The sequence below is a fragment of the Acinetobacter courvalinii genome, from assembly GCF_014635545.1.
In the GTDB taxonomy this organism is placed as follows: Bacteria; Pseudomonadota; Gammaproteobacteria; order Pseudomonadales; family Moraxellaceae; genus Acinetobacter; species Acinetobacter courvalinii.
Genome location: NZ_BMDA01000001.1, coordinates 261,714 through 287,395, shown reverse-complemented (window position 1 = coordinate 287,395; position 25,682 = coordinate 261,714). Strand labels below are relative to the sequence as shown.

At 40.0% G+C, this 25,682-nt stretch carries 22 protein-coding genes, 2 tRNA genes and 1 pseudogene; 10 read left to right on the top strand and 15 right to left on the bottom strand.

Annotated features, from left to right (window positions below; translation table 11 throughout):
• Positions 1-24 precede the first annotated feature (24 nt).
• The 6 genes from IEV39_RS01230 to uvrB form a co-directional block, all read right to left on the bottom strand.
• Positions 25-705, bottom strand: coding sequence for a hypothetical protein (locus IEV39_RS01230; protein WP_005231636.1), 681 nt, complete (start codon positions 703-705; stop codon positions 25-27).
• A complete protein-coding gene (locus tag IEV39_RS01225; RefSeq protein ID WP_005231637.1) occupies positions 705-1,448 on the bottom strand; it encodes a hypothetical protein in 744 nt (247 codons plus the stop codon). Before IEV39_RS01225 ends, IEV39_RS01230 begins: the two co-directional genes overlap by 1 nt.
• A gap of 136 nt (positions 1,449-1,584) precedes the next feature.
• Positions 1,585-3,042: a glyceraldehyde-3-phosphate dehydrogenase gene (locus IEV39_RS01220; RefSeq protein WP_005231638.1), complete on the bottom strand. Its 1,458-nt coding sequence runs from the start codon at positions 3,040-3,042 to the stop codon at positions 1,585-1,587.
• A 255-nt stretch (positions 3,043-3,297) separates the two neighbouring features.
• Positions 3,298-4,242, bottom strand: coding sequence for an EamA family transporter RarD (gene rarD, locus IEV39_RS01215; protein ID WP_005287887.1), 945 nt, complete (start codon positions 4,240-4,242; stop codon positions 3,298-3,300).
• A 103-nt stretch (positions 4,243-4,345) separates the two neighbouring features.
• The gene (locus IEV39_RS01210) at positions 4,346-4,930 is read right to left on the bottom strand and encodes a lipocalin family protein (protein ID WP_005231640.1); all 585 of its coding nucleotides are present in this window, start codon (positions 4,928-4,930) and stop codon (positions 4,346-4,348) included.
• Between the two features lie 119 nt (positions 4,931-5,049).
• Positions 5,050-7,074, bottom strand: coding sequence for an excinuclease ABC subunit UvrB (gene uvrB / locus IEV39_RS01205; RefSeq protein WP_005287890.1), 2,025 nt, complete (start codon positions 7,072-7,074; stop codon positions 5,050-5,052).
• Positions 7,075-7,251: 177 nt separating this feature from the next.
• On the opposite strand from uvrB, the gene IEV39_RS01200 reads away from it, so the two are divergent.
• Positions 7,252-8,046 (top strand): A1S_2505 family phage non-structural protein, encoded by a 795-nt coding sequence (locus IEV39_RS01200; RefSeq protein ID WP_005287895.1) that lies wholly within the window; start codon positions 7,252-7,254, stop codon positions 8,044-8,046.
• Between the two features lie 38 nt (positions 8,047-8,084).
• Here IEV39_RS01200 and IEV39_RS01195 read toward each other — a convergent pair whose 3' ends face one another.
• Positions 8,085-8,264: a hypothetical protein gene (locus IEV39_RS01195; RefSeq protein WP_005231643.1), complete on the bottom strand. Its 180-nt coding sequence runs from the start codon at positions 8,262-8,264 to the stop codon at positions 8,085-8,087.
• A 213-nt stretch (positions 8,265-8,477) separates the two neighbouring features.
• Here IEV39_RS01195 and IEV39_RS01190 point away from each other — a divergent pair, with 213 nt between their 5' ends.
• Complete coding sequence (locus IEV39_RS01190) at positions 8,478-9,713, top strand: pyridoxal phosphate-dependent aminotransferase (RefSeq protein ID WP_005287898.1); 1,236 nt, start codon at positions 8,478-8,480, stop codon at positions 9,711-9,713.
• A 203-nt stretch (positions 9,714-9,916) separates the two neighbouring features.
• Complete coding sequence (locus tag IEV39_RS01185) at positions 9,917-11,869, top strand: hypothetical protein (protein ID WP_005287901.1); 1,953 nt, start codon at positions 9,917-9,919, stop codon at positions 11,867-11,869.
• A gap of 45 nt (positions 11,870-11,914) precedes the next feature.
• Here IEV39_RS01185 and IEV39_RS01180 read toward each other — a convergent pair whose 3' ends face one another.
• Both IEV39_RS01180 and IEV39_RS01175 read right to left on the bottom strand, forming a co-directional pair.
• Positions 11,915-13,615, bottom strand: a complete 1,701-nt coding sequence (locus IEV39_RS01180) for an Hsp70 family protein (protein ID WP_005287904.1) — start codon at positions 13,613-13,615, stop codon at positions 11,915-11,917.
• A gap of 331 nt (positions 13,616-13,946) precedes the next feature.
• Positions 13,947-14,374, bottom strand: a pseudogene (locus IEV39_RS01175) (GFA family protein).
• Positions 14,375-14,558: 184 nt separating this feature from the next.
• Here IEV39_RS01175 and IEV39_RS01170 point away from each other — a divergent pair.
• Complete coding sequence (locus IEV39_RS01170; protein WP_005287913.1) at positions 14,559-14,996, top strand: PaaI family thioesterase; 438 nt, start codon at positions 14,559-14,561, stop codon at positions 14,994-14,996.
• Positions 14,997-15,033: 37 nt separating this feature from the next.
• Here the strand turns inward: IEV39_RS01170 and IEV39_RS01165 are convergent, their stop codons facing one another.
• Positions 15,034-15,465 carry a hypothetical protein gene (locus IEV39_RS01165; protein ID WP_005287916.1) on the bottom strand — a complete coding sequence of 144 codons (432 nt, stop codon included), beginning with the start codon at positions 15,463-15,465 and terminating at the stop codon, positions 15,034-15,036.
• Between the two features lie 236 nt (positions 15,466-15,701).
• On the opposite strand from IEV39_RS01165, the gene IEV39_RS01160 reads away from it, so the two are divergent.
• The 4 genes from IEV39_RS01160 to IEV39_RS01145 all read left to right on the top strand — a co-directional run bounded on the left by IEV39_RS01160 (position 15,702) and on the right by IEV39_RS01145 (position 16,925).
• Positions 15,702-15,777, top strand: a tRNA-Asn gene (locus IEV39_RS01160).
• A gap of 179 nt (positions 15,778-15,956) precedes the next feature.
• Complete coding sequence (locus IEV39_RS01155; protein ID WP_005287919.1) at positions 15,957-16,265, top strand: DUF8200 family protein; 309 nt, start codon at positions 15,957-15,959, stop codon at positions 16,263-16,265.
• A gap of 85 nt (positions 16,266-16,350) precedes the next feature.
• A tRNA-Asn gene (locus IEV39_RS01150) sits at positions 16,351-16,426 on the top strand.
• Positions 16,427-16,484: 58 nt separating this feature from the next.
• The gene (locus IEV39_RS01145) at positions 16,485-16,925 is read left to right on the top strand and encodes a DUF2726 domain-containing protein (protein ID WP_032883180.1); all 441 of its coding nucleotides are present in this window, start codon (positions 16,485-16,487) and stop codon (positions 16,923-16,925) included.
• Positions 16,926-16,944: 19 nt separating this feature from the next.
• Here the strand turns inward: IEV39_RS01145 and IEV39_RS01140 are convergent, their stop codons facing one another.
• From IEV39_RS01140 to glnA, 5 genes are all read right to left on the bottom strand, one after another.
• Complete coding sequence (locus IEV39_RS01140) at positions 16,945-17,151, bottom strand: hypothetical protein (protein ID WP_005287925.1); 207 nt, start codon at positions 17,149-17,151, stop codon at positions 16,945-16,947.
• 111 nt (positions 17,152-17,262) lie between these two features.
• Entirely contained in the window at positions 17,263-18,567 is a 1,305-nt protein-coding gene (locus tag IEV39_RS01135) for an alpha/beta hydrolase family protein (RefSeq protein ID WP_005287927.1), read from the bottom strand.
• Positions 18,568-18,677: 110 nt separating this feature from the next.
• Positions 18,678-19,559 carry a 4-hydroxybenzoate octaprenyltransferase gene (ubiA, locus tag IEV39_RS01130; RefSeq protein WP_005287929.1) on the bottom strand — a complete coding sequence of 294 codons (882 nt, stop codon included), beginning with the start codon at positions 19,557-19,559 and terminating at the stop codon, positions 18,678-18,680.
• Between the two features lie 14 nt (positions 19,560-19,573).
• Positions 19,574-20,065: a chorismate--pyruvate lyase family protein gene (locus IEV39_RS01125; RefSeq protein WP_005287932.1), complete on the bottom strand. Its 492-nt coding sequence runs from the start codon at positions 20,063-20,065 to the stop codon at positions 19,574-19,576.
• 125 nt (positions 20,066-20,190) lie between these two features.
• The gene (glnA, locus tag IEV39_RS01120; RefSeq protein ID WP_171062179.1) at positions 20,191-21,606 is read right to left on the bottom strand and encodes a type I glutamate--ammonia ligase; all 1,416 of its coding nucleotides are present in this window, start codon (positions 21,604-21,606) and stop codon (positions 20,191-20,193) included.
• 734 nt (positions 21,607-22,340) lie between these two features.
• Between glnA and IEV39_RS01115 the strand changes: the two genes are divergently transcribed.
• Positions 22,341-23,882, top strand: a complete 1,542-nt coding sequence (locus tag IEV39_RS01115; protein ID WP_005287935.1) for a peptide MFS transporter — start codon at positions 22,341-22,343, stop codon at positions 23,880-23,882.
• Positions 23,879-25,681 carry an aminopeptidase P family protein gene (locus IEV39_RS01110; RefSeq protein ID WP_005287938.1) on the top strand — a complete coding sequence of 601 codons (1,803 nt, stop codon included), beginning with the start codon at positions 23,879-23,881 and terminating at the stop codon, positions 25,679-25,681. Before IEV39_RS01115 ends, IEV39_RS01110 begins: the two co-directional genes overlap by 4 nt.
• The last annotated feature ends 1 nt before the right edge of the window (position 25,682 follow it).

Here is a 25,682-nt window from a genome sequence, read left to right as displayed (position 1 = left end):
TTTTTAACAACTAGTAAATATCAATTACGGTTTTACATTTTTTAAAGGTAAGGCCATTTGCATATCCAGATTGGCTTTGGTCTGCTGTACCGAGTTATACATGATGGCATCAAAAGACGAAATTTTACTCATATTAATCGCATCATTCATATAGAAGCTGGGTTTAAACTGATGTTTGACCGGTAAGTTAATTGTTTCATCAAAGGCAAAATGCACCGGACCATCGAATACGATTTTTACCGGTACGGTATAGGTGCGTTTCAATTGAAACGGGATGTCCAGCTTTACTGGAATATTCAGGCTCAAAGGAAATTTCGGCAATAATTTATTTTGATAGATCAGATCGGTATTGGTCTCAATCGGTACCACATCATCAACTTTCAGAACGGTTTCATAGTTAATATCAACGGTAATCGGCGTTTCAACTTCAAAACTAAGATCAGCCAGATATTTTCCTGATAAAGGCAAGCTTAAACTACGATCAATATCCAGCACAGTATCCAGTTGGCCTTGTGACTTGGCGCTTAAATGATCCCCGACCTGAATTTTAGTAGCTAATGATTCAGGCAAGCGAATATCCGCCTGCTGGGCAGATACAATTAAGGAAGCCTGAATATTCAGATAAAACCAGAATAAGATCGCCACCAAGGTGGTCACGATCACAAAACTGATCAGCATACTTTTCACTGACTTGGTGATATCCATCACTCACCTACCTTGACGTCAGTTGGCGTTGCGGGTTCATCAACCGCTTGGGTTTTTACACGTCCCAGATACATGCTGGATAGAGGAATCTTGAGTTCTCCCTGCGCAATTTTGACAGGCAAGGTATTTTTTACATCCACAGAAGCATTCAGTTCCGAGGTAATCGGTACATTTAAATTGCCTTGAATGGGAATATTGGCATTCAGTTGTGCTTTTAAAGGAATATTTAAATTTTCCTTGAGCACTGTGCGCACTGGCGCATCAAACTTCAAATGTACCTTTTGTTGTAAAGGCACCTGAATATCAATCGGCACATCCAGTTGCAAAGGAATCGAGCCTTTTAAAGGCAACGTCACGTCCTTACCCAGAATTTTAACCTGTACCTTGGTATCGATCGGCAAACTTTGATTCACCTTGATGGTTTCTTTGACAGGAATGGTGGTACTGATCGGAACCTGACTATCGAAGTACACCCGTGGCGTCAGGGTCTGGGTCAGCGGTACATTCAGTTGCTCGTTAATTGGAATCTTGGCATTTACCCGCCCATTCACATCGACATTAAGCGCATCTTTCACTTTGACGCGAACTTGCAGCGGTTCTTGCAAGTCAATCGCCACATCCTGATTCTTTAAGGGGATATAAATATTAAAATGCTTGAACACCCACATTGCGATATACACACCACACAAGTTGGCCACCACAATCAGAGCAAATACCACGAATAAACGTCTAAACTGCAACAATGATCTATCCTTTGTTTAATTATGTCCCTTTTCCTGCATTCTCATCGATTTTTATGTTTTATTCAGCATATATTCTGTACAGTCATTAAAAAAGCCCAGTTTAAAACCGGGCTTTTTTTATTGCGATGCAAACAAATTATGCATTTGTTTCAGCAGGAACTTTGGTATAGCTTACGCCACACATTTGTTCAGCAATACGTAATACCTGACAGCTATAACCGACTTCGTTATCGTACCAAACATAAGCAGTTAAGCGTGTACCAGAAGCGATGGTTGCTTGCGCATCAAACACACCTGCTGTACGTGAACCGATAAAGTCACTTGATACCACTTCAGTCGAGTTGGTATAACCGATCTGACCTTGTAACTTCGAGTTGATCGAGATTTGACGAATGTATTCGTTCACTTCTTCACGATCAATTTCCTTCTCTAAGTTTAAGTTCAAGATGGCAAGCGAAACGTTTGGTGTTGGAACGCGAACAGAGTTACCTGTTAACTTGCCTTTTAAGCCAGGTAAAGCTTTCGCAACCGCTTTAGCAGCACCAGTTTCAGTGATCACCATGTTCAACGTTGCAGCACGGCCACGACGGTCAGCTTTATGATAGTTATCAATTAAGTTCTGGTCGTTTGTGAAAGAGTGAACGGTTTCAACGTGACCATTCAATACTTTGTATTTGTCGTCTAAAACTTTTAATACAGGGGTAATTGCGTTAGTTGTGCAGCTTGCAGCAGAGATGATTTTGTCTTCATCCAGGATATCGCCGTTGTTCACACCAAATACAACGTTCTTCATTTCACCTTTACTTGGTGCTGTTAATACAACACGCGCAACGCCTGCACATTGCAAGTGTTGGCTCAGGCCTTCAGCATCACGCCATTTACCGGTATTGTCGATCAAAAGTGCATTTTCGATACCATAAGCAGTGTAGTCCACTTCACTTGGGCTTGATGCATAAATCACTTTGATGAACTGACCATTGGCAATGATTGCTTCGTTTTCTTCATCTACAGAAATCGTACCGTCAAAGGTACCGTGAATAGAGTCACGACGTAATAATGAAGCACGTTTCGCCAAGTCACCATCAGATGATTTACGGACCACGATAGCTTTAAGGCTTAAACCACGTCCTAAACCAGACTGGCTAATGATTAAACGAGCCAAGATACGACCGATACGTCCAAAACCGTAAAGTACAACATCTTTAGGCGCGCCAGCAGTTGGGTTACCTTGAATTGAAGCAACAGCGTTAGCAACAAAAGCGTCTACATCACCGCCTGCATTTTTATATTCAACCGCAAGTTTACCGATATCCACTTCAGCAGAACCGATGTTTTCAACTTTCATTAACGCTTCCAGAATCGGGAAGGTATTCACCACAGAAAGTTCAACATCAAGCATACGTGTACGACGATGCGTTTTTAAAATCTGGATCACTGAACGGTTAATTAAAGAACGGCCGTAAACAGAAACAACAATATTTTTCTCACGGTATAATTGACCGATTAAGGTAATCATACGTTCCGCGATTTCTTCACGGTTTTTCCAACGACCTTGGTGTTCTGCGTGTAGGGCAATGATAGTGTCTTTGCTCACTGTTACGTCCTCTAATTTATATATACTGGGCGTGAATTTTTAAAACGCCATAATTGTAATAGAATTATCATCAAGATTGAATCAAAAGCTGCTCAACGAGCTAAGATTTTGTCCTAATTGACTATAAATTCATAAAATACCTATAATTATTTTTGTGAATTTAGGTAAAAATCTTTTTCTTTCATCATAATAGCTGTGATTTACATCACAGCCATAACAGTTTTACTGATAATTCCTGTCGTATTCGCGGATTTTTTAGCTCTTATCGTTCAAATCGACACGTTTCGAATACTGCTGCAGATTGAGTGCCAACTGTTTTTTACGCTGATTTTGCTGATAAAGATGGACTGCTCCCTCAATCACCAATACCAGCACCGCTAACCAGATGGGGATATAAGTCAGCCACTCTTCTGCGCCAATTTTCTCTCCCATGACCAAAGATGCCAGCGCCAGCAGCACCGGTTCCAGATAGCCCAGCAAACCAAAAATAATCAGTGGCAAATAACGGCTGGCCAGAATATAGCTGCCTAAACCAATGGCACTTAATAATCCCAGACCGATCACAACAAGAATCAGACCTGGATGTTCGAGAAACTTGGTAAAAGAAGCATCGCCAGTTTGAGTAAAGAAGATGGCGACCGGAAGAATAATCAACAGATCCCACCAGAAGCCGCCCAGATTATCTGTCTGGATTTTTTTACGCAGAATGAAATAGGCTGCATAACCCAGTGCAACAAGTGCAGTTTCCCAGGCCATGCTGCCTAGACGCCAGATCTCATGTCCCACTCCAAATACCGCAAAAGATACAGCGACATACTGGAATTTAGACAGTTTCTCACCGTACAGAAAACTTCCAGCAAGGACCAACACCAGTGGCAAAAGAAAATAACCTAATGACACCTGCAAACCCCGTCCATGCATGGGTGCCCACAGGAACAGCCATAACTGCGCTGAGGTCAGGACCGAAGTGGTCATTAGAAAAATTAATAAAATCGGCTTTTTTAAAATTCTTTTAAAGATGGTTTTGATATGGATCAAATCGCCAGTCAACCACATAAACAGGGTTAAAACCGGCAAGGTCGCAATAATCCGCCAGCCAAAGGTCTGCTCACTGTCCAGTGCACCCAGCAGTTGGGTATAAAAATATAACACCCCAAATGTGATAGAAGCCAAAACTGAATAAGCGATACCTTTAACCACTTTGAACCTCTACATGGGGAAATTTAAAAAAATACGTGATTTATCCACTATCTAAAAATAAAAAAACCATGCATGCATGGTTTTTAAACAAGTCTATTCTATTCTAACGATGTTCAGGATAAATCACATCACTAATATTATAGCCCAGTGATTTCGCATAATTTAAATATTCATGAATGGTGTCTTTATGGGGGTTCGGTGTTCGCGACAATACCCATAAATATTTACGGCGCGGCTCTCCTACCAGTACGGTTTGATAATCATTATCCAGTTTCAAAATCCAGTAATCGCCACGTGCCATCGGCACCCAGCGCACCACCTCAGGTAAAAAACTCACCCGTAACTTGGTATTAAATGGTGCATTGGCAACAAAAGCTTCACCCACACTTTGCTGTAGATTTCCTTCACTGTCATAGCATTTATTATCAACTACAATATTGCCATTTTCATTGAGGGTATAAGTGGCAGTAATGTTATAGACACACTTTCGTTCGAAGAACATCGGTTTTCGGGCGACTTCATACCAGACACCCAGATATTTATCCAGTTCTACTTTTTCAACAGTCGGTAAAGGTTTTGCCTGTGCATAAGCAATGGTCCCAACCGCTAACCCAGTTAAAACCACCCCACCCACTGCAATCTTTGTTAAACGCCAACTGGCTTTCGGGAAATTCTTAATCAATGGCATGAGAAATCCTCAAAACAAAATTTGTTATCAATAGTCATATACTTAGCACTTCAAAATAGCCTATTTAATAAACAAAAACTGTTGCGATATGTATCACTTTTGAGGGTTTCTCTGCGCAATTAAGATTGCAACATGTGTGCTTTCAAACGCACGATTTCATCACGCAATCGTGCTGCCTGCTCAAACTGTAGCTCTTTCGAGGCTTTCAGCATTTCCTTTTCCAGTTTACTGATATGTTTTGCAAACAGTTTTGGATCAGACAATAAATGCCGTTCATCCGCACTGACCGCTTGCGCCTGCTCAAGTACATTTTCATCTATTTCTTCATCAGTCAGCACTTCACCGGTATCAATTTCCTTAATCGCCTGACGGACTGCACTACGCGGGGTAATGCCATGTGCTTCATTAAATTCGATCTGCTTGTTCCGACGACGTTCGGTTTCATCCATGGCCTTACGCATGGAGTCGGTAATCCGGTCTGCATATAAAATCGCTTTACCCTTCACATTACGTGCAGCACGCCCAATGGTCTGGATCAATGAACGCTCTGAACGCAGGAAACCTTCCTTATCAGCATCCAGAATCGCCACCAGAGAAACTTCGGGCATATCCAGACCTTCACGCAACAAGTTAATCCCGACCAGTACATCATGCACGCCAGTACGTAATTCATGGATAATCTTGACCCGTTCCACCGTATCAATATCCGAATGCAGATAAGCGACTTTAATCCCATACTCTTTGAGATAGGAGGTTAGATCCTCTGCCATACGTTTGGTCAAGGTGGTCACCAGCACACGTTCATTCAGCTGTTTACGAATATTGATCTCGGACAAGACATCATCGACCTGGGTCAACACCGGACGTACTTCAATCTCGGGATCAATCAGCCCCGTCGGACGAACCACCTGCTCCACAATTTGCTCGGATTTTTCCAGTTCATAATGTGCTGGCGTTGCGCTCACAAACACCGTGGTCGGAACGATCCGCTCCCACTCTTCGAATTTCATTGGACGGTTGTCCAAGGCGCTCGGCAAACGGAAACCATAATTGACCAGATTTTCTTTACGTGAACGGTCACCTTTATACATTGCACCAATCTGAGGTACCGTCACATGCGACTCATCAATAATCAGCAAGGCATCTTCAGGCACATAATCAAATAAAGTTGGCGGCGCCTCACCTGCGGTACGACCAGACAAATGGCGTGAATAGTTCTCGATCCCGTTGGTATAACCGAGCTGTTGCATCATTTCCAGATCATAACGGGTCCGCTGTTCAATACGTTGCGCTTCCAGTAATTTGTCATGATCCTTGAAAAATTTCAGTTGGTCTTTCAACTCATCTTTAATAGTATCAATAGCACGGGTTAAATGGTCCTTCGGCGTAACATAGTGACTTTTTGGATAAATCGTTACCCGCGGAACTTTACGTACCAGTTTTCCGGTCAATGGATCAAACCAGCGAATCGAATCGACCTCATCATCAAATAATTCGACCCGAATTGCATCCTTATCCGATTCCGCAGGGAAAATATCAATAATTTCACCGCGAATACGATATGTACCGCGCAGGAATTCCAGCTCATTGCGGGTGTATTGCATTTCCACCAGACGGCGAATAATGTCATCGCGGCTGACCCGATCACCTTGCACGATATGCAACAGCATTTGCATATAGGCATTTGGATCACCCAGACCATAAATCGCAGAAACCGAAGCCACGATAATCGCATCACGACGCTCTAATAAAGCACGCGTCGCAGACAAGCGCATCTGGTCAATGTGATCATTGATCGCCGAATCTTTTTCAATAAAGGTATCTGAGGATGGCACATACGCTTCAGGCTGGTAGTAATCATAGTAACTGACGAAATACTCTACCGCATTGTTCGGAAAGAAGGCCTTGAACTCACCGTAAAGCTGAGCTGCAAGGGTTTTGTTATGTGCCATCACAATCGTTGGACGTTGGGTTTGGGCAATCACATTGGCCATGGTATAGGTTTTACCTGAACCGGTTACCCCAAGCAGCAACTGATTACGAAAACCCTGGTTAATACCACTGACCAATTTCTCAATGGCCTGAGGTTGATCGCCCGCAGGTTGATAATTGGTGACTAACTCAAAAGGCTGGTTTTCGCTCACAAGCTCATTCCTACACTAAAACTTAATCTCTATTTATGGGGGAAAATGTTATTGATTTAAAGTGTTGCATCGATGATTTTATGAAATCTTTTGTGCCATGCAATTTGGTAGATTTTACTTGACCATCTGCCTAATCAACTGCAACATGAAGTTATACTCGATTTCAATGGTAAAAATATGTCTTACCAATACCACGACGAAACAATTGTAACGGAACTCCCAGAAGATACAGTCTTTGTTTTTGGCAGTAATCTGGCGGGTATACACGACAGCGGCGCCGCCCGCGTTGCAGCACAGCACTTTGCAGCAGTCACAGGGGTTGGTCGTGGTTGGGCTGGACAAAGCTTTGCAATACCCACCTTGAATGAACATTTACAACAAATGCCACTCGCCCAGATCGAGCATTATGTCGATGATTTCAAAATCTATGCCAAGAACCATGCAAAAATGAAATACTTTTTGACGGCTCTAGGTTGTGGTATCGCCGGTTATAAAGTCTCTGAAATCGCACCATTATTTAAAGGCATCCATTCCAATGTGATTTTTCCCGAATCATTCCGCCCTTATATTGAAGAAGATGCAGTTTCCCAGTTCCCCAACCTCACCGCAGCCACGGTGCAGGCCTTTATTAATGATGAGTTAATTTTCTACTTCAATCATGGTTATGAATCTTTTGAAGAGGCACTGGATAAAACCACTTTAACGGCAGCCGAAAAAGCCATTGCCCTAGTAGTTTTAAATGAAGAGCTTTATCCACGTGACCGCTATGGTCGTGGCCGTGAACATGAAATCAGCGATATTCTCGGCAAGCTCAACGGCAAGATTTTTAATTTCCATGACAAGTCGGAAGGCGCAATGATTTTTGTCAGTGTGATTATTGCCTTGATGGAGCTTTACGATATTGATGAATATGATTTTATCAAGCTGTGGCGTGGTGAACTAGAAATACAACATCCATTAAATCGCCATTAAAAAAACAAAAAAGCCAATCAGATTGATTGGCTTTTCTCTTAACGCTTCCCCATCGAACGGCGTGTGCCGCGTGGTGGCATCCAGGTACGATCTGCGTATTGCTCAGGTTTTGGACGAACCTGATTATGCGCCGCATCCTCAGAATCATCCTGAGCAGATGGCATCGGGAAGGGTAATTTCACTAAAGCTTTTTTTGCTTTAGGTTGCTGGGTACTCATTGAAATTCTCTCGAAATCTAGATTTCTAGCCACTATTGTAATGGATTTTTATGCATTTGATAAAAATAAAATATGTAAAAAAATAGAAAGCCTGCAAGAACTAAATTTTGGTAACTTTTTATGCGATTAAGGCAAGTTTCGGCCACAATGAAGTCTAATTAGGCTAAGATAAGCTGCTTTTTATTTTTTAATCCCATAAGAAGGAATAATGCCGTGGACGTACGTCTCTCTGATCGTGTCAATGCTATCAAACCGTCCCCTACACTTGCAGTAACCAACAAGGCTGCTGAGTTAAAAGCTGCAGGTAAAAACGTGATTGGTTTAGGCGCAGGCGAACCAGACTTCGATACACCTCAACACATCAAAGATGCTGCCATTGAAGCCATTAATAAAGGTTTCACCAAATATACAGCGGTAGACGGTACTCCAAGCTTAAAAAAAGCAATTATTGCAAAACTTAAACGCGATAATAATCTCGATTATCAAGCCAACCAGATTCTGGTGTCTTGTGGTGGTAAACAAAGTTTCTTTAACCTTGCACTGGCTTTGTTAAACAAAGGCGATGAAGTGATTATTCCTGCGCCGTTCTGGGTCAGCTATCCAGATATGGTAATCATTGCGGAAGGTACGCCTGTCATCGTGAAATGTGGTGAAGAACAACATTTCAAAATCACCCCAGAACAACTAGAAGCGGCAATTACTCCAAATACACGTTTAGTGGTCTTAAACAGCCCATCGAACCCGACTGGCATGATCTACAGCAAAGCTGAACTGGAAGCTTTGGCTGAAGTATTACGTCGTCACCCACAAGTATTCGTTGCCTCTGATGACATGTACGAACCAATCCGTTGGGAAGATGAGTTCTACAACATTGCAACAGTTGCGCCAGACTTATATGACCGCACCATCGTTTTAAACGGTGTGTCTAAAGCTTATGCAATGACAGGCTGGCGTATTGGTTACGCAGCGGGCCCTGCGAAAATCATTGGCGCAATGAAAAAAATCCAGTCTCAATCAACGTCTAACCCAACTTCAATTTCACAAGTTGCGGCTGAAGCAGCATTGAATGGTCCACAAGACGTTTTAAAACCGATGATTGAAGCATTCAAACGCCGTCATGACTTAGTCGTAAATGGCTTAAATGACATCAAAGGTATTTCTTGCTTACCTGCTGATGGTGCTTTCTATGCCTACGCCAACATCCGTCCATTGATTCGTGCCAAAGGTTTAAAATCTTGCACAGAATTCTCTGAATGGTTACTTGAAGAAACTGGTGTTGCCGTAGTTCCTGGTGATGCATTCGGTTTAGGCGGTTTTATGCGTATCTCTTATGCAACTGCGGATGAAGTGCTGGTTGATGCCTTAGCCCGTATCAAAAAAGCAGCTGATTCAATTGAGGGCGTAGACGCTGCCATTGCCTCAATCGAAGCTGAAAAAGCGGCAAAATAAGTTCTGCTGTAAAAAAGCTTCCAGATGGAAGCTTTTTTTATTGCTAGATTATCTATTTTTTTAAGATTATAAATTTAATATGAGCTTTTAAAGGATGAGTAATTATTTAAGCTGGTTTGGTCTTACTCTAGTATTAAAACAATACTAAATGTATTATTCTTTTCATAAATTTTTCTTCATTAAATGTACATTGAGTATAAAAAATGACAGCTTGGCAACGATTAGGAATTGAACCAACAGACAATCATCGAGAAATAAAAAGAGCATATGCCAAACAGCTTAAGTTAATAGATCAAGATAATCAGCCAGAAGAATTTATCCGTCTCAGAGAAGCATTAGAAATTGCCCAATTCGAAGCAGACCATTTAACTAATAATTATGATGATCAAGATTCAGAATCAATATTTGAGTCAATAGAGACAGAATCTGAAAAGAACACTCAGTCCGAAAATTCAAATCAGCCATCTTTTGAACTAAGTTTAAAAAAAATACAGCATCATATTATAACTCAGGACATTCATTTCGATATCCGTCATGAACTAATTCATTTTAAAAATGAACTCAAAGCATTTAATGATATAAATATAGAAAAACAATTCACAAATCAAGCCATTGATATATTAAAAGAAAATGATTTATCTGATTTTCTTTATATTTTCTCAGAAAGTGATATCCATTTTTTAGATTCGTCCAATTATGCTGAAGATGAGAAAACTATATATGCAGCAGAGGTTATTGAAACAAGCCAGAACAATGTAAATCCTTTAATTACAGTTCTTGATGAGGTCGTAGAACAACTTTGGAATAAAGATATTAGCGATACAACATTTGAAAAATTTAGTTATCTACTTAATCAACAATTTGATATTCCTCTAAGTCAACAGATTCAGATCAAGGATCAGCTCCAAGCCCCTTTAGCTGAAATTGAAACATCTTATTTACAATCAGAATATTTCAGATTCCTAGAATTATGGCAAGCAACCTATCCTGAAGATATTCATCAATATAACCAGTCCTATTATTCAGCTTTATTACATGAAAAACTAAATAATTATCTTTCTAGACGCCAATTTTTGACAAAACTACCTGTTGAAAAGCTTGAACTTCTGAGAGATCTTTCAGGAGAACAGCAGCTTAACTTCTTTAAAATGCTAAAATTAAAAAAAGATTTCAGCAAATTTTCTCCAAATCATTCCGCTTTTGAAATTATTGATAGCTTACAAATTTTCAATACTCAAAATAACATAAATTTCATGTTTATTAAGAGCTTATGTGAAATTAAAAAATTTAATATTATTAATGTATTATTTGCTCTCGTCACTTTCGTGCTTTTTAATTTTTTCATTAACCCTAATAGTCATTTCTTAATCAATTCTTTAATTACTTCTATTCTTAGCTTTATATTTATATTTGTATTACAACCCACTATCAATGCCAAAATTTTAAGCCATTCTAATTATGAAAAAATATTAGCACAATATTTAAAATATTGGTGTTTAAGTGGATTTCTACTTTGTTGTTTTACCCCGGTATTCCCAGAACTTATACATCAACTCCTAAGCTATAGTTGGTTTCTCTGCTCGATTGGATTACTGGGTGTCTTGTTATTAGATGCAACACCATTTATGAATAAAATAGAACAAAGTGCTTTTATACATTTTGATACATGGATGATCAATATTGGCTTAATATCGCTTAGCCTTTTCTTTATTTCCTTCTTTTTTATCATTGGAGAACCTAATCATATTTGGTTAATGGTTTACAGTCTTATTCCAATAAGTTTTTTATTTTTCCCAGAATCATTCCGCCCTCTCTTTCATATTTTTGGATACAACAAAGAAGATTCCAGCATCACCGAGAATCAAGTTATCTATAAAAGCATTGGTATTATTTTTTTTAGATTACTATGGATTGTGGGCTTTAGTTATTTTTTACTCAATTCATCATCACAACCTTTCATATATGCAGCTTGTCTAATTTTAGCGAGTATCATAATTACAGGATTTAGTGCTAAACATCTTTCTTCCACACTTAAATATTTAACTTATACTTCTTTATTTATAGGAACCTTATATTCAATTATTATACCAGTTGCTTTGATTTACTTTTTATACCAAAGTTTTCAAGCAAAAAAACTTATTGCCTCCAGCCTATAACCCCCTTGTATTAATTCAATATAAAAGTAATACAAGGGGAATGGCTTAATATTCTTCAAATAAACTTAAATCTTCAATCTCATTGAGAAAAGCCTCAAAATATTGTTGGGCTTCGCGTATTTGCCTATCATCTTGTTGATTTAAGATATGATTAAAATGCTGGGTGCGATCTCCAATCTGTAAACGAAGATCCCCCGTATATTCACTATATAAACGCTCAGCTCGTAACAATAAGCTCTTATTCATTAATGTATCACGGGGATGTATTTTTAGTTCTTGCAGTTGTTTACGTGCATTTTCAATTTGCTCTGCAGTCATTACGTTTTGATGATTGACAACAACTTTCTGGAGCTTCTCCCCTGTGATCGGAACATCTATGTCAACTTCCAGAATACCATTGGGATTATATGAGAAGCGCACATCAATAGATAAGTAATCATTATTTTGAGGTAATAAAACTTTAAGCTCACCTAAAAAAATATTTTCCTTACACAGACGATGCTCACCCTGATAAATCTTAACGTAAATCTCTCTCTGTCCTTTTTGCATCGCGGTATAAGTATTTACTTTACTGGCAGGGATCACAATATTGCGTTCTAAAATAGGCGAAAACTGCTCATCATTTCCAACTGCGATCCCCAAGCTAAATGGACATACATCTGTCAGCACCACTTCTTTCAAGGATAAATCTTTCGCTTTTAACCCTGCTTGAACGCACGCCCCTCTGACAATTGCCTCATCTGGTTGAATACTAGTTGATGGAAAACGTCCAAACAATTTTGTCACAAGCTTCCTTACAGCAGGAATACGAGTAGCTCCACCCACCATAATAATTTGGTCAACCTGTTGAGGTAAAACTCTAGCATCTCTCAAAGCACGTTCTAAGGGACGGCGTAAGCGTAGCAATAATGGTTCTGCCCAAGTAGCAAATTGATCTTGAGTAATTTCAAGTGTTGCTTCTTTATCTTTCCATTTAAATGATAACTGTGTTCTTGCTTCTTTACTTAAAACGTGGAGGCTATGTTGTGCTCTTGCTTTTAAAGCTGTTTCTATATCAAATGGAATGGTATTTTCAGTGAAACCAAAAATAGATGCATGCTGTTTCCAAAATTGTTTCATCAACAATTGAACAAAGTCATCTCCCCCTAGATAATTATCCCCTGCACTCGCCCTGACCTCAGTTATACCGTCAAACAATTCAACGATAGAAACATCAAATGTACCTCCCCCTAAATCAAAAATTAAGAAGCAACTATCTTCTGTTTGACCTAAACCATATGCTAGTGCTGCAGCAGTAGGTTCATTGATAAGTCGGCTAACTTTTAACCCTGCAAGTGCAGCAGCAGATATCGTTGCTTGTCGTTGAATATCGTTAAAATAAGCTGGAACTGTGATGACTGCTTCTTCAACCTCACATTGCAACGCTTGCTCTACATCCTGTTTAAGCGATTTTAGAATTAACGAAGATAATTCAACTGCTGAAAAGTTTTGTTGGCCTAGTTTTAATTTTTTTGAAGTTCCCATCAGACGTTTAAAGCTAGTCAACACTTCCCTTCCACTACCTCTTAACTCTAATGCTGCTTGTCCAATCAGGATTTGTCCCTGATCATCCATTGCAATAGCTGAAGGAGTAATTTTCATCCCATAAGGATTTTCAATAAGTCTTGACTGGCCATTTTCAAAAATACCAACAAGAGAGTTACTGGTTCCAAGATCGATTGCTATAAGAGGTTTAGTCTGTGTCATTTTCTATCAATAATTTAAGGCTATTAGTTTTTAGATGATTTTAATCAATCTCATTAAAATTAGCGAGTTTTAATATTGTTCTACAATGGCCAACTTAACCTGATACTATCAGCAAAAAAGTTTAAAATTAAAAAATTAAATTATTATTAAACAATTACATAAATCAAATAAATATAAAGAAGAACAATTCATCTCCTTTATTAGTGATGAATCGTTAATATAAATTAAAAAAGGAATATTAATAAAATAAAATCATTTTAATCCATTAAATTTTATTGAGCTAATTTTCTAGAAAGATAAAAAAATCTCAAAGTATTAAATATTAATGAAATTATTTATCCGAATTAAAGAGTGCAATGACCTCTGCCTCTGTCATCTTCTTGGTCTGATTCTGAAACGTATAAAAATCCGGTTTACAATCAATATAAATTTCCAGATCCAAATTCAGATCTTGTGGTGGTTCATTCAAAGAAAATACATTGATATTGCAATAATTTTGATCTTTAGTGCGCCAAAACAAATTTGTTTCACACGCATTACAAAAACCACGCTCTCCCCATTTCGATGAGTTGTAAATTGCTAAACGATCCTGCTTCAAAAATTTTAGACTGCCCTGTTCGACATCAAGCGTCATAATCACGCCACTGGTCTGTCTACGACAAATGGAACATGAGACGTATACGTCGCAAGGGCATGCACATCATGATTACTTAATTCAACTTCAAAAGTGGTTTCGCCACATACACATTGTCCGTTCATTATAAATTTACCTTTTATTCAAAATTGTTATAAGACATTTATAAACATCATAAAACAAAGCATTTCGCGAGTAACTTAGAATTTACAAAATACTCAGCGAATAGATGCGCGATATTGACAGCCTGATCTCTCAAGGCTATGTTATCAACAAGTTCTATTTTGGAACTACAAAAGGAAATATAAGATGAAACATCCAAAACAAATGAATGGACTTGAGTTTTTAACCGCCATGTGTGAAGGGAAAATTCCACCCGCCAGTATTAGCCAAACCATTCCCATGCAACCCATTGAAGTTGCGGAAGGTTATATCAAATTTGAAGTAGAGGCCGATGAACGACACCTGAATCCTCTCGGAGGTGTGCATGGAGGTTTTGCTGCAACGGTACTGGACTCGGTAACAGGTTGTGCTGTGCATACCCTTTTAGAAGCTGGTGTGGGTTACGGCACCATTGATCTTAATATTAAAATGTGCCGCCCTGTTCCAAGAAATCAGAAGCTCATTGCCACTGGAAATATAATTAATATCAGTAAAAATTTAGGTATTTCCGAAGGTAAAATTGTTGATGCCGATGGCAAACTCTATGCACATGCGACTGCAACCTGCATGATTATTCGCCCATAAACCGAAATGAAAGCCAATGGGCTATTTCATCATAGCCCTATGCAATGGCTTTATTTTGTTTAAACAGCTTTGGTCGAATGCACAAATGGCTGAACACCGCATATTGCCAGATACTTTTCACTTGTACGCTAACCACCTTCTGTTCTGCGACCGACCATGCCAATGCAGTATTTGCGCCTAAAAAGAGTTCGCCACCCAATTGAAATAAATACAGGGGGGAATTCTGATCAAGTGTGGAGGTATTTTTTTGGGCTAGCAGGTTATTAACATTCTGAATTTTCCATTTATTGCCAAACCATAATTGCAATAAATCACCCAAATACAAGGCTTGTTGCTTAAAAGGAAAGGTATTTAAGAATGCATGTTCGACTGGCGTATAATATTGCGCCGGATCCTGAATGATTTGAAGATAATGGTCTTGATAAAAAGAAAAGTTTGAAAAAATAGATTGAATATTAAGAATAGTCATTTCGACCTCCGGTTTAGCCATTTTAGTGCTGGCAAGTAGGGTTAAATCCACACTGTTTAGATGAATATCTAAACGTTCTTTCTAATTCGAATCTAGCAACAGCCTGATCAAAGTTCAAGTTATTTTTCCTACTTTCGCGTAATTGTGCAAATAAAAAGCATACAACACAAAAATGAAGGAAACATGACATTTTTATCTTGACCGATTTTAAAAGCTGCCTATAATGGCACTCAGATTCTCCCATAGCTCAGTCGGTAGAGCGACGGACTGTTAATCCGCAGGTCCCTGGTTCGAGCCCAGGTGGGAGAGCCAAGATTCTAAAAGCCCAGATCATTGATCTGGGCTTTTTATTTTTAAGTCTATAAAAAATAATGCTTCATTTGAATTACGGTGAATCTGTTCATTTCATGTTGAATATCGTACAAATTTAAGCCGCAGCTCTTTTTATCATCTAAAATAAAATTTCATTATTATATTAGGGATAGCAAATAATGAAAAAAATCCTGTTGTGTGCAATATTTTTCTGTAGCCCAGCGATGGCAGCTCAAACCACCTGGTATGCTGGTTCCAGCTATAAAGGTACCGTGACCGTTTCGATTGAGAATGGTCCCAATGTGGTCTGGAAGTGTAATGGAAAGGTATGTAGCATGTCTGGTCCTTGGGGCAATGCTTTATCGGTAGATTCTTGTCAAAGCCTTGTACTGCGTATTGGCAAGATTAGTTATTATAAAAACTCGGCAGGTGCCAGCTGGGATGCACGCTCTCCTGAACTGGCACAATGTAATCAGGTTGCCCGCTAATCCACAATATTTTTGTTAAGCGATTATTATTCATACTCATTTTACTTGACGGACCTGCATTTAAGCCCTAGAATTCGTTCCAGATTCTCCCATAGCTCAGTCGGTAGAGCGACGGACTGTTAATCCGCAGGTCCCTGGTTCGAGCCCAGGTGGGAGAGCCAAGATTCTAAAAAACCCACTCTTATCGAGTGGGTTTTTTCTTTGTACGCTATTAAATCTATGTTTCAATCGAATCATCTCCTTTTCCTGACTATTGGCTTGATCAGCACAGCTTGGCTGCTTTATAGCTGCCTACGCCCCTTCTTTCCCAAACAGAAATTTTTCGCACGTCCTGTCATTACAAATTTCGAATCACGGATGTTTATTCGTCTGCAACAAGCCTTTCCACAGCATCACGTACTTGCTCAAGTGGCCTTTAGTGCCTTGATTACCAGCGATCATTATAAAATTCGCAGTAAGTTCAATCGTAAGGTCACCGACTTTGTGGTTTTAGATCAGGACATGAAAGTACTGGCGATTATTGAACTAGATGACCCGAGCCATATAGGAAAGGAATCCGAAGATAAAAAACGTGATCAGATGTTGCAAGAGGCTGGTTATCAGGTTCAACGTTATACCCAGATTCCATCTGTAAAACAGTTACAGATGGATATTCGATAACAAAAGATCTGGAAAGAAATTATTCAGCTTTTTCTGCTTGCTCAGCACTTTTCTGCTGTTCAAACTTTTTGGCGATTTCTGCATGTTGCTGATCATATTTCTTTTTGGTCTGCGCATCACTTTTTGCTGCCAGGAAAGCCATACCTACAATAAAAATAGGGATCAATAATCCTAACCCCATCAATAACCAAGGGACTGATTTTTTTTCAACAGGTTGCTGGCTCATAGCGGCTTTAAACTCAAACGACATCAATTTTAAGAATGCAACAATATAACAAAAAAGAGCCTCGATAAAGAGACTCTTTTTTTAAAGCAAATTTCTAGCTAAATGAAAACCTTAGAATTTACCTGTACAGTGAGGGCTTTGGCTGGCATCTTTCTGGGCATCCGTCAGTACAATACCCGTACCTGCCGACATATTCGCTTGAATAAATCCATATGCTTGAGCATTTTTGCATACAATAGCCTGTGTATGACTTGCTCCATCAACCCCTAAGAATTCAACTTTTGTACCTAAGGCTTTTAATCCATTTTGCAAAGCATTTGTCACGTCATAAGGAACAGCCATATCTAGCTTACCTTGAATAATCATGACAGGTGTATTAATTTTCTTGGTCGCAGGTTGGTTATCTGCTAGAAATTTTTTCACGGTTGGATTTTCTTGGAAGTTGCCTGCTAAGCCTGGATAATCTAAAACGGTCTTAGTGGTATCCTTACTGATAAAGTCACGAATATCCGCTGCAAACTTATTATGTAAATCTTCTAAACAGATGCCATTTTCACCTGTAGTACCTTCAGCAAACTCAGCAATTGCACGAGAGCGATCCTGAAAAATTTCTCTATAATTAAATTTAGGTTCATAAGCTGTAATACCCACAGTGGTATATGCAGCGTAAGCAAGTAGTTCCGCATATACTTCAACAGCTGTGCCTACTGGTGCAAGACCAGCTTGTTCCTGCTTAAGAATATTTGCAATCGCCTGTGGCGCCACAACAGAAATGATATAGCCAAGGCTAGAAGCAGGCGCCCCAGCGACAGCGCCTTTATAGTTGGCATCATTATTGGCAAACTCAGCCGTACCTAATGAAGCATGGCCACCTTGGGACTGACCAATAGACATCCATTGTCCGTTAAGTTTCGTTCCATAATGATCTTTGGCTGCTTTTACCGCTGCAATGGCAGACTTAGCTTCACTGCCCAAGTTTAGATATGGATGAATTCCAGGAGTCCCCAAACCCTCATAATCTGGTGCAATGACGACATAACCTGCCGCCAATAAAGTATCAGCGAGGATTTTAAACCGAGGGTTCACGGTATTGTTACTTGGGGCGCAGCTATCACCTACCCCAACCGTACCATGCTCCCACACCACCACACGATAACCGTCAGCAGGCTGAGCTACTTTCGGAAACATTACCAATGCTGTTGCTTTGGCAGTCCGCCCTTGGACATTGTCCATGTTATAAGTCATGATTTTGATTGATGAGGCATTATCCACTTTATCCTTGGAATAAGTGGTTTCCGATAAATATGTTTTGTTTGAATCCCCGCCCGTATAACTATCATTATCGTCATTACATGCGGTTAAAAATAATGCAGAAATTGAGAACGTCATCGCCAATGCAATCTTCGACCGTTTCATAAAATATCCTTTTAGTGTTGGTGTTATTTTTGTGCATGAAACTACATGCCAGCTTATTAAGGCATAAAAAAAGTGCCCTGCATAGGACACTTTTCAACTATACAGTCAGATTAAGCTATTAATTCTAAAAAAATTCCAATAAAGATAATCAACCCGACCCAACGATTGTGACGGAATGCCCAAAAACAGATTTGTGGATCACGATCTTTGGTTTTCATCGCCTGATAAATAAAATCAACGGCAACAATACCCAAGACAATCAAGCCAAAAGGCAACAAAAGATTTTCGAGATATAAGGCACTGCCAATCAAGATCAGACTCATTAACTGAAGCAGACCGATCATCTGGATATCATAGCGACCAAATAAAATGGCCGTCGATTTCACCCCAATCTTTAGATCATATTCACGATCGGTAATCGCATATTGGGTATCGTAGGCCACTGTCCAGGCCAGATTACCAAAATAAAGCAGCCAGCAAGTTAAATCAGGCGTTTGCCCAACAGCCGTATACGCCATTGGAATTGACCACGAGAATGCTGCACCTAAAAATACTTGCGGTAAATTGGTATAGCGCTTCATAAAAGGATAGATAAACGCCAAGAATAAAGCCCCAAAAGACCAGTAAAATGATTCAATCGGCAGAAAAAATAACAAGGCAGCACTTGCCAGCACCAAAGCCAGAAAAACAAAGACAGCCTCTCTAGCACGGATCACTCCTGTTGCTAAAGGACGCGTTTTGGTTCGCTCCACATGAGCATCTACCTTACGGTCAGCAAAATCATTAATGGCACAGCCAGCGGCACGCATAAAAATGACACCTAAAATCATCACAAGCAGGATTTTAAGGTCAGGAATTCCTTTAGATGCAATCCATAATGCCCACATGGTTGGCCAAAATACCAGCTCTGTGCCAATTGGTTTATCAAAACGACAAAGGTAGTAATAAGCCTCTAAACGTTGTCGCCAAGTCGTATGCTGCACTGTTTCCATGATAATCCTTAGCGTCAATGCTGTTGAATAAACTGTTCAAATGCGGGTAAAAAGGTTTCCTGCACGATAAATTTACAACCATGCCAAGTATAACAACTCTGACGTGTCCACCCCTCGTCAAGATAGATAACGCGTCTTTCACAAGCTGGACTGGTTCTGTGAAACAGGAACCAGCCAATCGGTTTGTTACCAATATGCTGAAATAATCTGGCCTTTTTTTGCAGGCTTAAGATGGGGAAAATACTTTTGGCTTTTACCCAGGCCTGCTCTTCGCTGCCATAAAGATGGGTTTCTCGCACCCATGCCACATGCTGGAGCGGCATTTTCATCCACTGACTATCATTCAAAGTCATTCGCTGATAATGCTCTTTAATCCGTTCAACATGAAATTGACCTTGCCCTAAATCGGTCAATTGTTGGGTCAGTGATCCCGATGCATACAACCATTTTTTTAATACTGCAGGAAGCTCTTTTCCTTTTATTCTGTTTGGTCGTAAATTTCGCATGCTTGGCTCACTAAAAACATCGCGATTAGTTTACATTAATTTCTTACGAAAAAGAGTACGACTTTCAATCGAACCAAAAACATAAAAAAGCTCGCCGAAGCGAGCTTTTCTGAATCAGGGATGTATTACAGGCTGTAGTACATATCAAATTCAACTGGGTGAGTTGTCGTGTTAAGACGACGAACTTCTTCAGTTTTAAGTTCGATATATGCATCAAGCATTTCTTTAGTGAACACGCCACCTTTCAACAGGAACTCATGGTCATTTTGAAGTGCTTCAAGTGCCATATCCAAGCTGTGAGCAACGGTTGGGATTTTTGCTTCTTCTTCAGGAGGAAGGTCATATAAGTTCTTATCAGCAGCTTCACCTGGGTGGATCTTGTTTTGGATACCGTCAAGACCAGCCATTAACAATGCCGCGAAACCTAAGTACGGGTTCATCATTGGATCTGGGAAACGTGCTTCAATACGCTTGCCTTTCGGGCTAGAAACGTAAGGAATACGGATCGAAGCAGAACGGTTACGTGCTGAGTAAGCAAGCATGATTGGTGCTTCGAAATGTGGAACCAAACGCTTATACGAGTTTGTAGAAGGGTTGGTAATTGCATTCAATGCACGAGCGTGCTTGATTACACCACCAATGAAGAATAATGCCATTTCTGATAAACCAGCATATTCATCACCAGCAAACAGGTTCTTGCCATCTTTAGAGATTGACATATGCACGTGCATACCAGAACCGTTATCACCTACCATTGGTTTAGGCATAAAGGTTGCTGTTTTTGCATATTGGTGTGCAACGTTCCAAACTGCATATTTGAACTGTTGTACTTCGTCCGCTTTACGAACTAAAGTGTTGAAGCTTACACCAATTTCTAACTGGCAAGATGCAACTTCGTGGTGATGTACTTCTACACGACCTGGGCCCATGATGTCTTCGATTTTTGCACACATGTCAGCACGCATGTCTTGTGAAGAATCAACAGGAGGAACTGGGAAGTAACCACCTTTCACACGTGGACGGTGACCAGAGTTACCTGCTTCATAATCTTTACCAGTCGACCAAGCCGCTTCTTCAGCGATCAATGTGTGGCGCGCGCCAGACATGTCGATGTCCCATTTCACTTCGTCAAAAACGAAGAATTCTGGTTCTGGGCCAAAGAATGCAGTATCACCGATACCTGTAGATTTTAAGTATTCTTCAGCGCGACGAGCAATTGAACGTGGGTCACGCTCGTAACCTTGACCAGTTGATGGCTCGATAACGTCACAAGTCACAACAACAGTCGGTTCAGCAAAGAACGGGTCAATAAAACCAGTTTCAGCATCTGGACGTAAGATCATGTCCGAAGCTTCAATGCCTTTCCAGCCAGCAATTGAAGAACCATCAAACATTTTACCGTCTTCAAAAGTATCTTCATCAATGGTATCAGCTGGGTAAGTTACGTGCTGCTCTTTACCCTTAGTATCAGTAAAGCGAAAATCGACCCATTTTGCGCCACTTTCTTTGATGAGTTGAAGGACCTTGTTCGCCATGCTCATTTGCTCCAATGAAATTTTTATGCACTTGTTAAGTGCGTGTTAGGTGTTGATGTATAATTAGCAATTATCATACCAACAATTTTAAATCCTACCTAAAATATTGAATTACTTATAAGTAATCATGATTTAGGTTCCTTGACTTGAACGCATTATACTGTTTGCTTATGTAAATGCACCATATTCACACATTTTCAAATTATGGCATATTTAAATAGTTCATTACCGCCCCAAATTGGTGCAAAATTGTTGCACTGATATAACGCACTGCATCAATTTCAAACAGCTGTTCATGATCATAATACTTTCTTATATAGAATGCTGAGATTCTTATCGGATGACCTGAAAGTAATCATATCTTTGATAATGACTTACTCAATAAATTTTCGGGGTTGATTTGCACAACTGTAATCTGTTTCCAAACCTATTTATCAGTAGGCATTATGCTTCATTTAAAAAGCCCATCTATATATTTAATTTTTATGAATTTTTCTAAATAGATGCCCGATTTAAATACTGTCTGGCCAGCCGATCAGAGCTATTAGACTTAGATCGGCCCCTCTTGGATACTCAACAAATTTTACTATTCATGTTCTTTTTCATTCACTTTTTTTATACAGGCCAAACTTGCTTTTACGATTAAAAAAACTAAAAATCGTATACATAAATTTTTATTATTAATAAACAAACCCAAAGTTATGTTTATAAAAACTTAAAATCATTCAAGGATTTGATTAATGAAATATGACTTTGAACGAGCGGATAAGGCTTTTTTTGGCCATCCCAAACCGTTACAAACGCTTTTTTTCACAGAGCTTTGGGAAAGATTTTCCTATTATGGCATCCGGCCTTTACTGATCCTTTATATGATTGCTATGGTCAATCAAGGTGGTCTGGGCCTCGATCGACCCACTGCTGCCGCGATTGTCGGATTGTTTGCAGGTTCGATGTATTTAATGACCGTTTTTGGTGGCTGGATTGCAGATAACTGGTTAGGTCAAGCGCGCGCTGTCTGGTATGGTTCTATTATTATTGCCTTGGGTCATCTTTCCATTGCCCTTACCCCTGTATTTGATCAGTCTTTCTTTTATTTAGGTTTAGTACTGATTGTTTTAGGTTCCGGCCTATTTAAAACATGTATTTCGGTGATTGTTGGAACTTTATATAAAGCTCAGGATGCAAGACGTGATGCAGGCTTTTCCATTTTCTATATGGGCATTAATATGGGCTCATTTATAGCCCCGCTGATTACAGGACTATTGGTCAGAGATCATGGCTGGCATTTAGGCTTTGGTATTGGTGGCCTCGGGATGCTGATTGCCTTATTAATTTTCCGTTTTAGGGCAATTCCCCAGCTCGAAACGTTTAACGCGCTACGTCAAGAAAACAATAGCTGTAGCAAACCGGTGGTAGAAAATAAAAATGCATCTAAAATTGTATTTGGCTTTTTATTCACAGTTGCAGTCGTTATTGCACTAACGTTCTTGGGCATCATTCACATCAACCCTGTCGCTGTCGCCGCCTATTTAACCGTAGGAATTGGGATTGGAATTATTGCCTATTTTGCTTATTTATTGCTTTTCCTTAATTTAGATCAAAATGAAAAGTTCAAAGTTATTATTTGTTTTGTGCTGTTGATTACTTCTGCCCTGTTCTGGTCAGCCTTTGAGCAGAATCCCACCTCCTTCAATTTATTTGCACAAGATCATACCAACCGTAATGTTTTAGGTTTTGAGATTCCAACGGTATGGTTTCAATCTATTAACGCGATTTTTATTATTATTTTTGCGCCAATTGCAGCCTGGCTGTGGGCAAGACTAGGCAAAGCGAACAAAGACCCAAGTTATATTTCAAAATTTATTATTGCACTTTTACTGGCAGCAGGCGGATTTTTACTGATGTCGTTGGCGAGTCATTTTGCCATTAGCGATGGTCTGGTTTCTCCCTTCTGGTTAGTTGGAGCTTTATTTCTGCTGACTTTAGGAGAACTCTGCCTCAGCCCGATTGGGTTATCGACCATGACCAAACTTGCACCAAATGTTATTCGTGGACAAATTATGGGTCTATGGTTCACGGGTTCGGCTTTAGGTAACCTCATGGCAGGCTTGATTGGTGGTCAAATCGCCGCAGATGCTATCGAAAATTTACCCACCCTGTTTATGCGCTGCGTATTGGCCTTGGTTATTGGGGCAATCGTGTTATTTTTATTAAAGAAACCAATGAACAAATTAATGGGCAAAAGTACCAGCAAAGTTCAACCTGATTTGGAAACCATATGAACGACTTAACTGTTCCAGAAAAACTAGTTCAACTTCGTGAACTCATGAACAATCAACATGTTGATGCTTTGGTTGTCATGAGTGCAGATCCGCATATGTCAGAATATTTAGCTGACCACTGGAAAGCAAGGCAGTGGTTAAGCGGTTTTAATGGCTCGGTTGGCACGTTGGTTGTGACCCAAAACTTTGCAGGACTCTGGGCTGATGGGCGTTATTGGGTACAAGCCGAACAACAACTCGCTGGAACCGGCTTCCAATTACAAAAACTGACCAGTGAAGAATCTTCGACACATCTTGCCTGGATGAAGAAAAATCTACAGCCTGGTTCGGTCATTTCAGTGAATGGACAAACGCTTTCAATTCAGCAGTTTAAGGCATTGCAAAATACGGCAAAACAACGCGACTTTAAACTTGAAACACAGCAAGATTTAATTGGCTTAATCTGGTCTAATCGTCCAGAACTGCCCTCAGAAAAAATCCATTTGATGCCTGAAGGCTTAAATGCTCTATCCCGTAACGAAAAAATTCAGGCAATACGGGAAACTTTAGATACTAAGGCGATTGAAGGACATTTCATTTCATCTTTAGATGATATTGCCTGGGTCTTAAATGCACGTGGTCAAGATGTAGAGTACAACCCCGTATTCCTTTCACACTTATATATCAGTGCTCAACAGGCTGTTGTATTTGTTGATCGCAATAAGGTAGATCTAAGCACACAAGAGGCATTCAAAGCTGATGGTATTGAGATTCGGAACTATCAGGATACAGCTCGGTTTTTAGCCAATATTTCTGATGCATCTGTCCTGTTAGATCCAGCCAAAGTATCGATTCACCATGAACAGGCGATCGCAAAGGATATTCAGGTTGTCTACGACATCAACCCAAGTACACTTTTTAAATCGCGTAAGCATGAAAGCGAAATTGCGCATATCCGCCATGCCATGCTTAAAGATGGGGTTGCCCTTTGCCATTTCTTCCACTGGTTAGCAAAAGCACTTGATCATCAGGAGAACATTTCAGAACTGACTATTGATGAGAAAATTACCGCCTTCCGAGCTCAACAAGACGGTTTTATAGGTCCAAGTTTTGCCACGATTGCAGGCTTTAATGCCAATGGTGCATTGCCTCACTACCGTGCAACGCCAGAACACTACTCATTCATCGAAGATGATGGTCTATTACTGATTGACTCTGGCGGGCAGTACGTCGATGGCACCACGGATATCACCCGTGTTGTTCCCGTTGGGACACCGACAGCGCAACAAAAACGTGACTATACCCTGGTTTTAAAATGTCATATTGCTTTGGCAAAAAGCATTTACCCAGAAGGTTTGGCTGCGCCGCTCCTTGATTCAATTTGTCGTCAGACTTTATGGCAGCATGGTCTGGATTATCGCCATGGCACAGGACACGGCGTAGGTTTTGCGCTGAACGTTCATGAAGGACCGCAAGTGCTTTCTTATTACGCGCCAATACATGCCTATAGCAAATTGCGTGAGGGCATGATTATCTCCAATGAACCGGGCCTCTATCATGAAGGGAAATATGGCATTCGCATCGAGAATCTGGTGGCAAACCGGCTCCATGCAGGTTTTGAAAAAACCTACGGTGAATTTCTGGAGTTTGAAACACTCACCCTTTGCCCCATCCATTTAGATTGCATTGTTGTGGATATGCTTACGCAGGAAGAGAAAGACTGGTTAAATCGCTACCATCAAACTGTACAGGAAAGACTGGCCGAACATCTGTCTGGAGAGGTTTTAGACTGGCTGATTGATAACACCCGTAAGATTTAAT

What these genes read in the sequence shown, in the direction of transcription:
- ubiA (WP_005287929.1), bottom strand. Translation starts at nt 19,559, where the DNA reads ATGGAAACAGTGCAGCATACGACTTGGCGACAACGTTTAGAGGCTTAT.
- IEV39_RS01155 (WP_005287919.1), top strand. Translation starts at nt 15,957, where the DNA reads ATGAAAAAAATCCTGTTGTGTGCAATATTTTTCTGTAGCCCAGCGATG.
- IEV39_RS01195 (WP_005231643.1), bottom strand. Translation starts at nt 8,264, where the DNA reads ATGAGTACCCAGCAACCTAAAGCAAAAAAAGCTTTAGTGAAATTACCC.
- IEV39_RS01145 (WP_032883180.1), top strand. Translation starts at nt 16,485, where the DNA reads ATGTTTCAATCGAATCATCTCCTTTTCCTGACTATTGGCTTGATCAGC.
- glnA (WP_171062179.1), bottom strand. Translation starts at nt 21,606, where the DNA reads ATGAGCATGGCGAACAAGGTCCTTCAACTCATCAAAGAAAGTGGCGCA.
- IEV39_RS01165 (WP_005287916.1), bottom strand. Translation starts at nt 15,465, where the DNA reads ATGACTATTCTTAATATTCAATCTATTTTTTCAAACTTTTCTTTTTAT.
- IEV39_RS01110 (WP_005287938.1), top strand. Translation starts at nt 23,879, where the DNA reads ATGAACGACTTAACTGTTCCAGAAAAACTAGTTCAACTTCGTGAACTC.
- IEV39_RS01180 (WP_005287904.1), bottom strand. Translation starts at nt 13,615, where the DNA reads ATGACACAGACTAAACCTCTTATAGCAATCGATCTTGGAACCAGTAAC.
- IEV39_RS01200 (WP_005287895.1), top strand. Translation starts at nt 7,252, where the DNA reads ATGTCTTACCAATACCACGACGAAACAATTGTAACGGAACTCCCAGAA.
- IEV39_RS01210 (WP_005231640.1), bottom strand. Translation starts at nt 4,930, where the DNA reads ATGCCATTGATTAAGAATTTCCCGAAAGCCAGTTGGCGTTTAACAAAG.
- IEV39_RS01230 (WP_005231636.1), bottom strand. Translation starts at nt 705, where the DNA reads ATGGATATCACCAAGTCAGTGAAAAGTATGCTGATCAGTTTTGTGATC.
- IEV39_RS01125 (WP_005287932.1), bottom strand. Translation starts at nt 20,065, where the DNA reads ATGCGAAATTTACGACCAAACAGAATAAAAGGAAAAGAGCTTCCTGCA.
- IEV39_RS01185 (WP_005287901.1), top strand. Translation starts at nt 9,917, where the DNA reads ATGACAGCTTGGCAACGATTAGGAATTGAACCAACAGACAATCATCGA.
- IEV39_RS01115 (WP_005287935.1), top strand. Translation starts at nt 22,341, where the DNA reads ATGAAATATGACTTTGAACGAGCGGATAAGGCTTTTTTTGGCCATCCC.
- IEV39_RS01140 (WP_005287925.1), bottom strand. Translation starts at nt 17,151, where the DNA reads ATGAGCCAGCAACCTGTTGAAAAAAAATCAGTCCCTTGGTTATTGATG.
- IEV39_RS01170 (WP_005287913.1), top strand. Translation starts at nt 14,559, where the DNA reads ATGAAACATCCAAAACAAATGAATGGACTTGAGTTTTTAACCGCCATG.
- IEV39_RS01135 (WP_005287927.1), bottom strand. Translation starts at nt 18,567, where the DNA reads ATGAAACGGTCGAAGATTGCATTGGCGATGACGTTCTCAATTTCTGCA.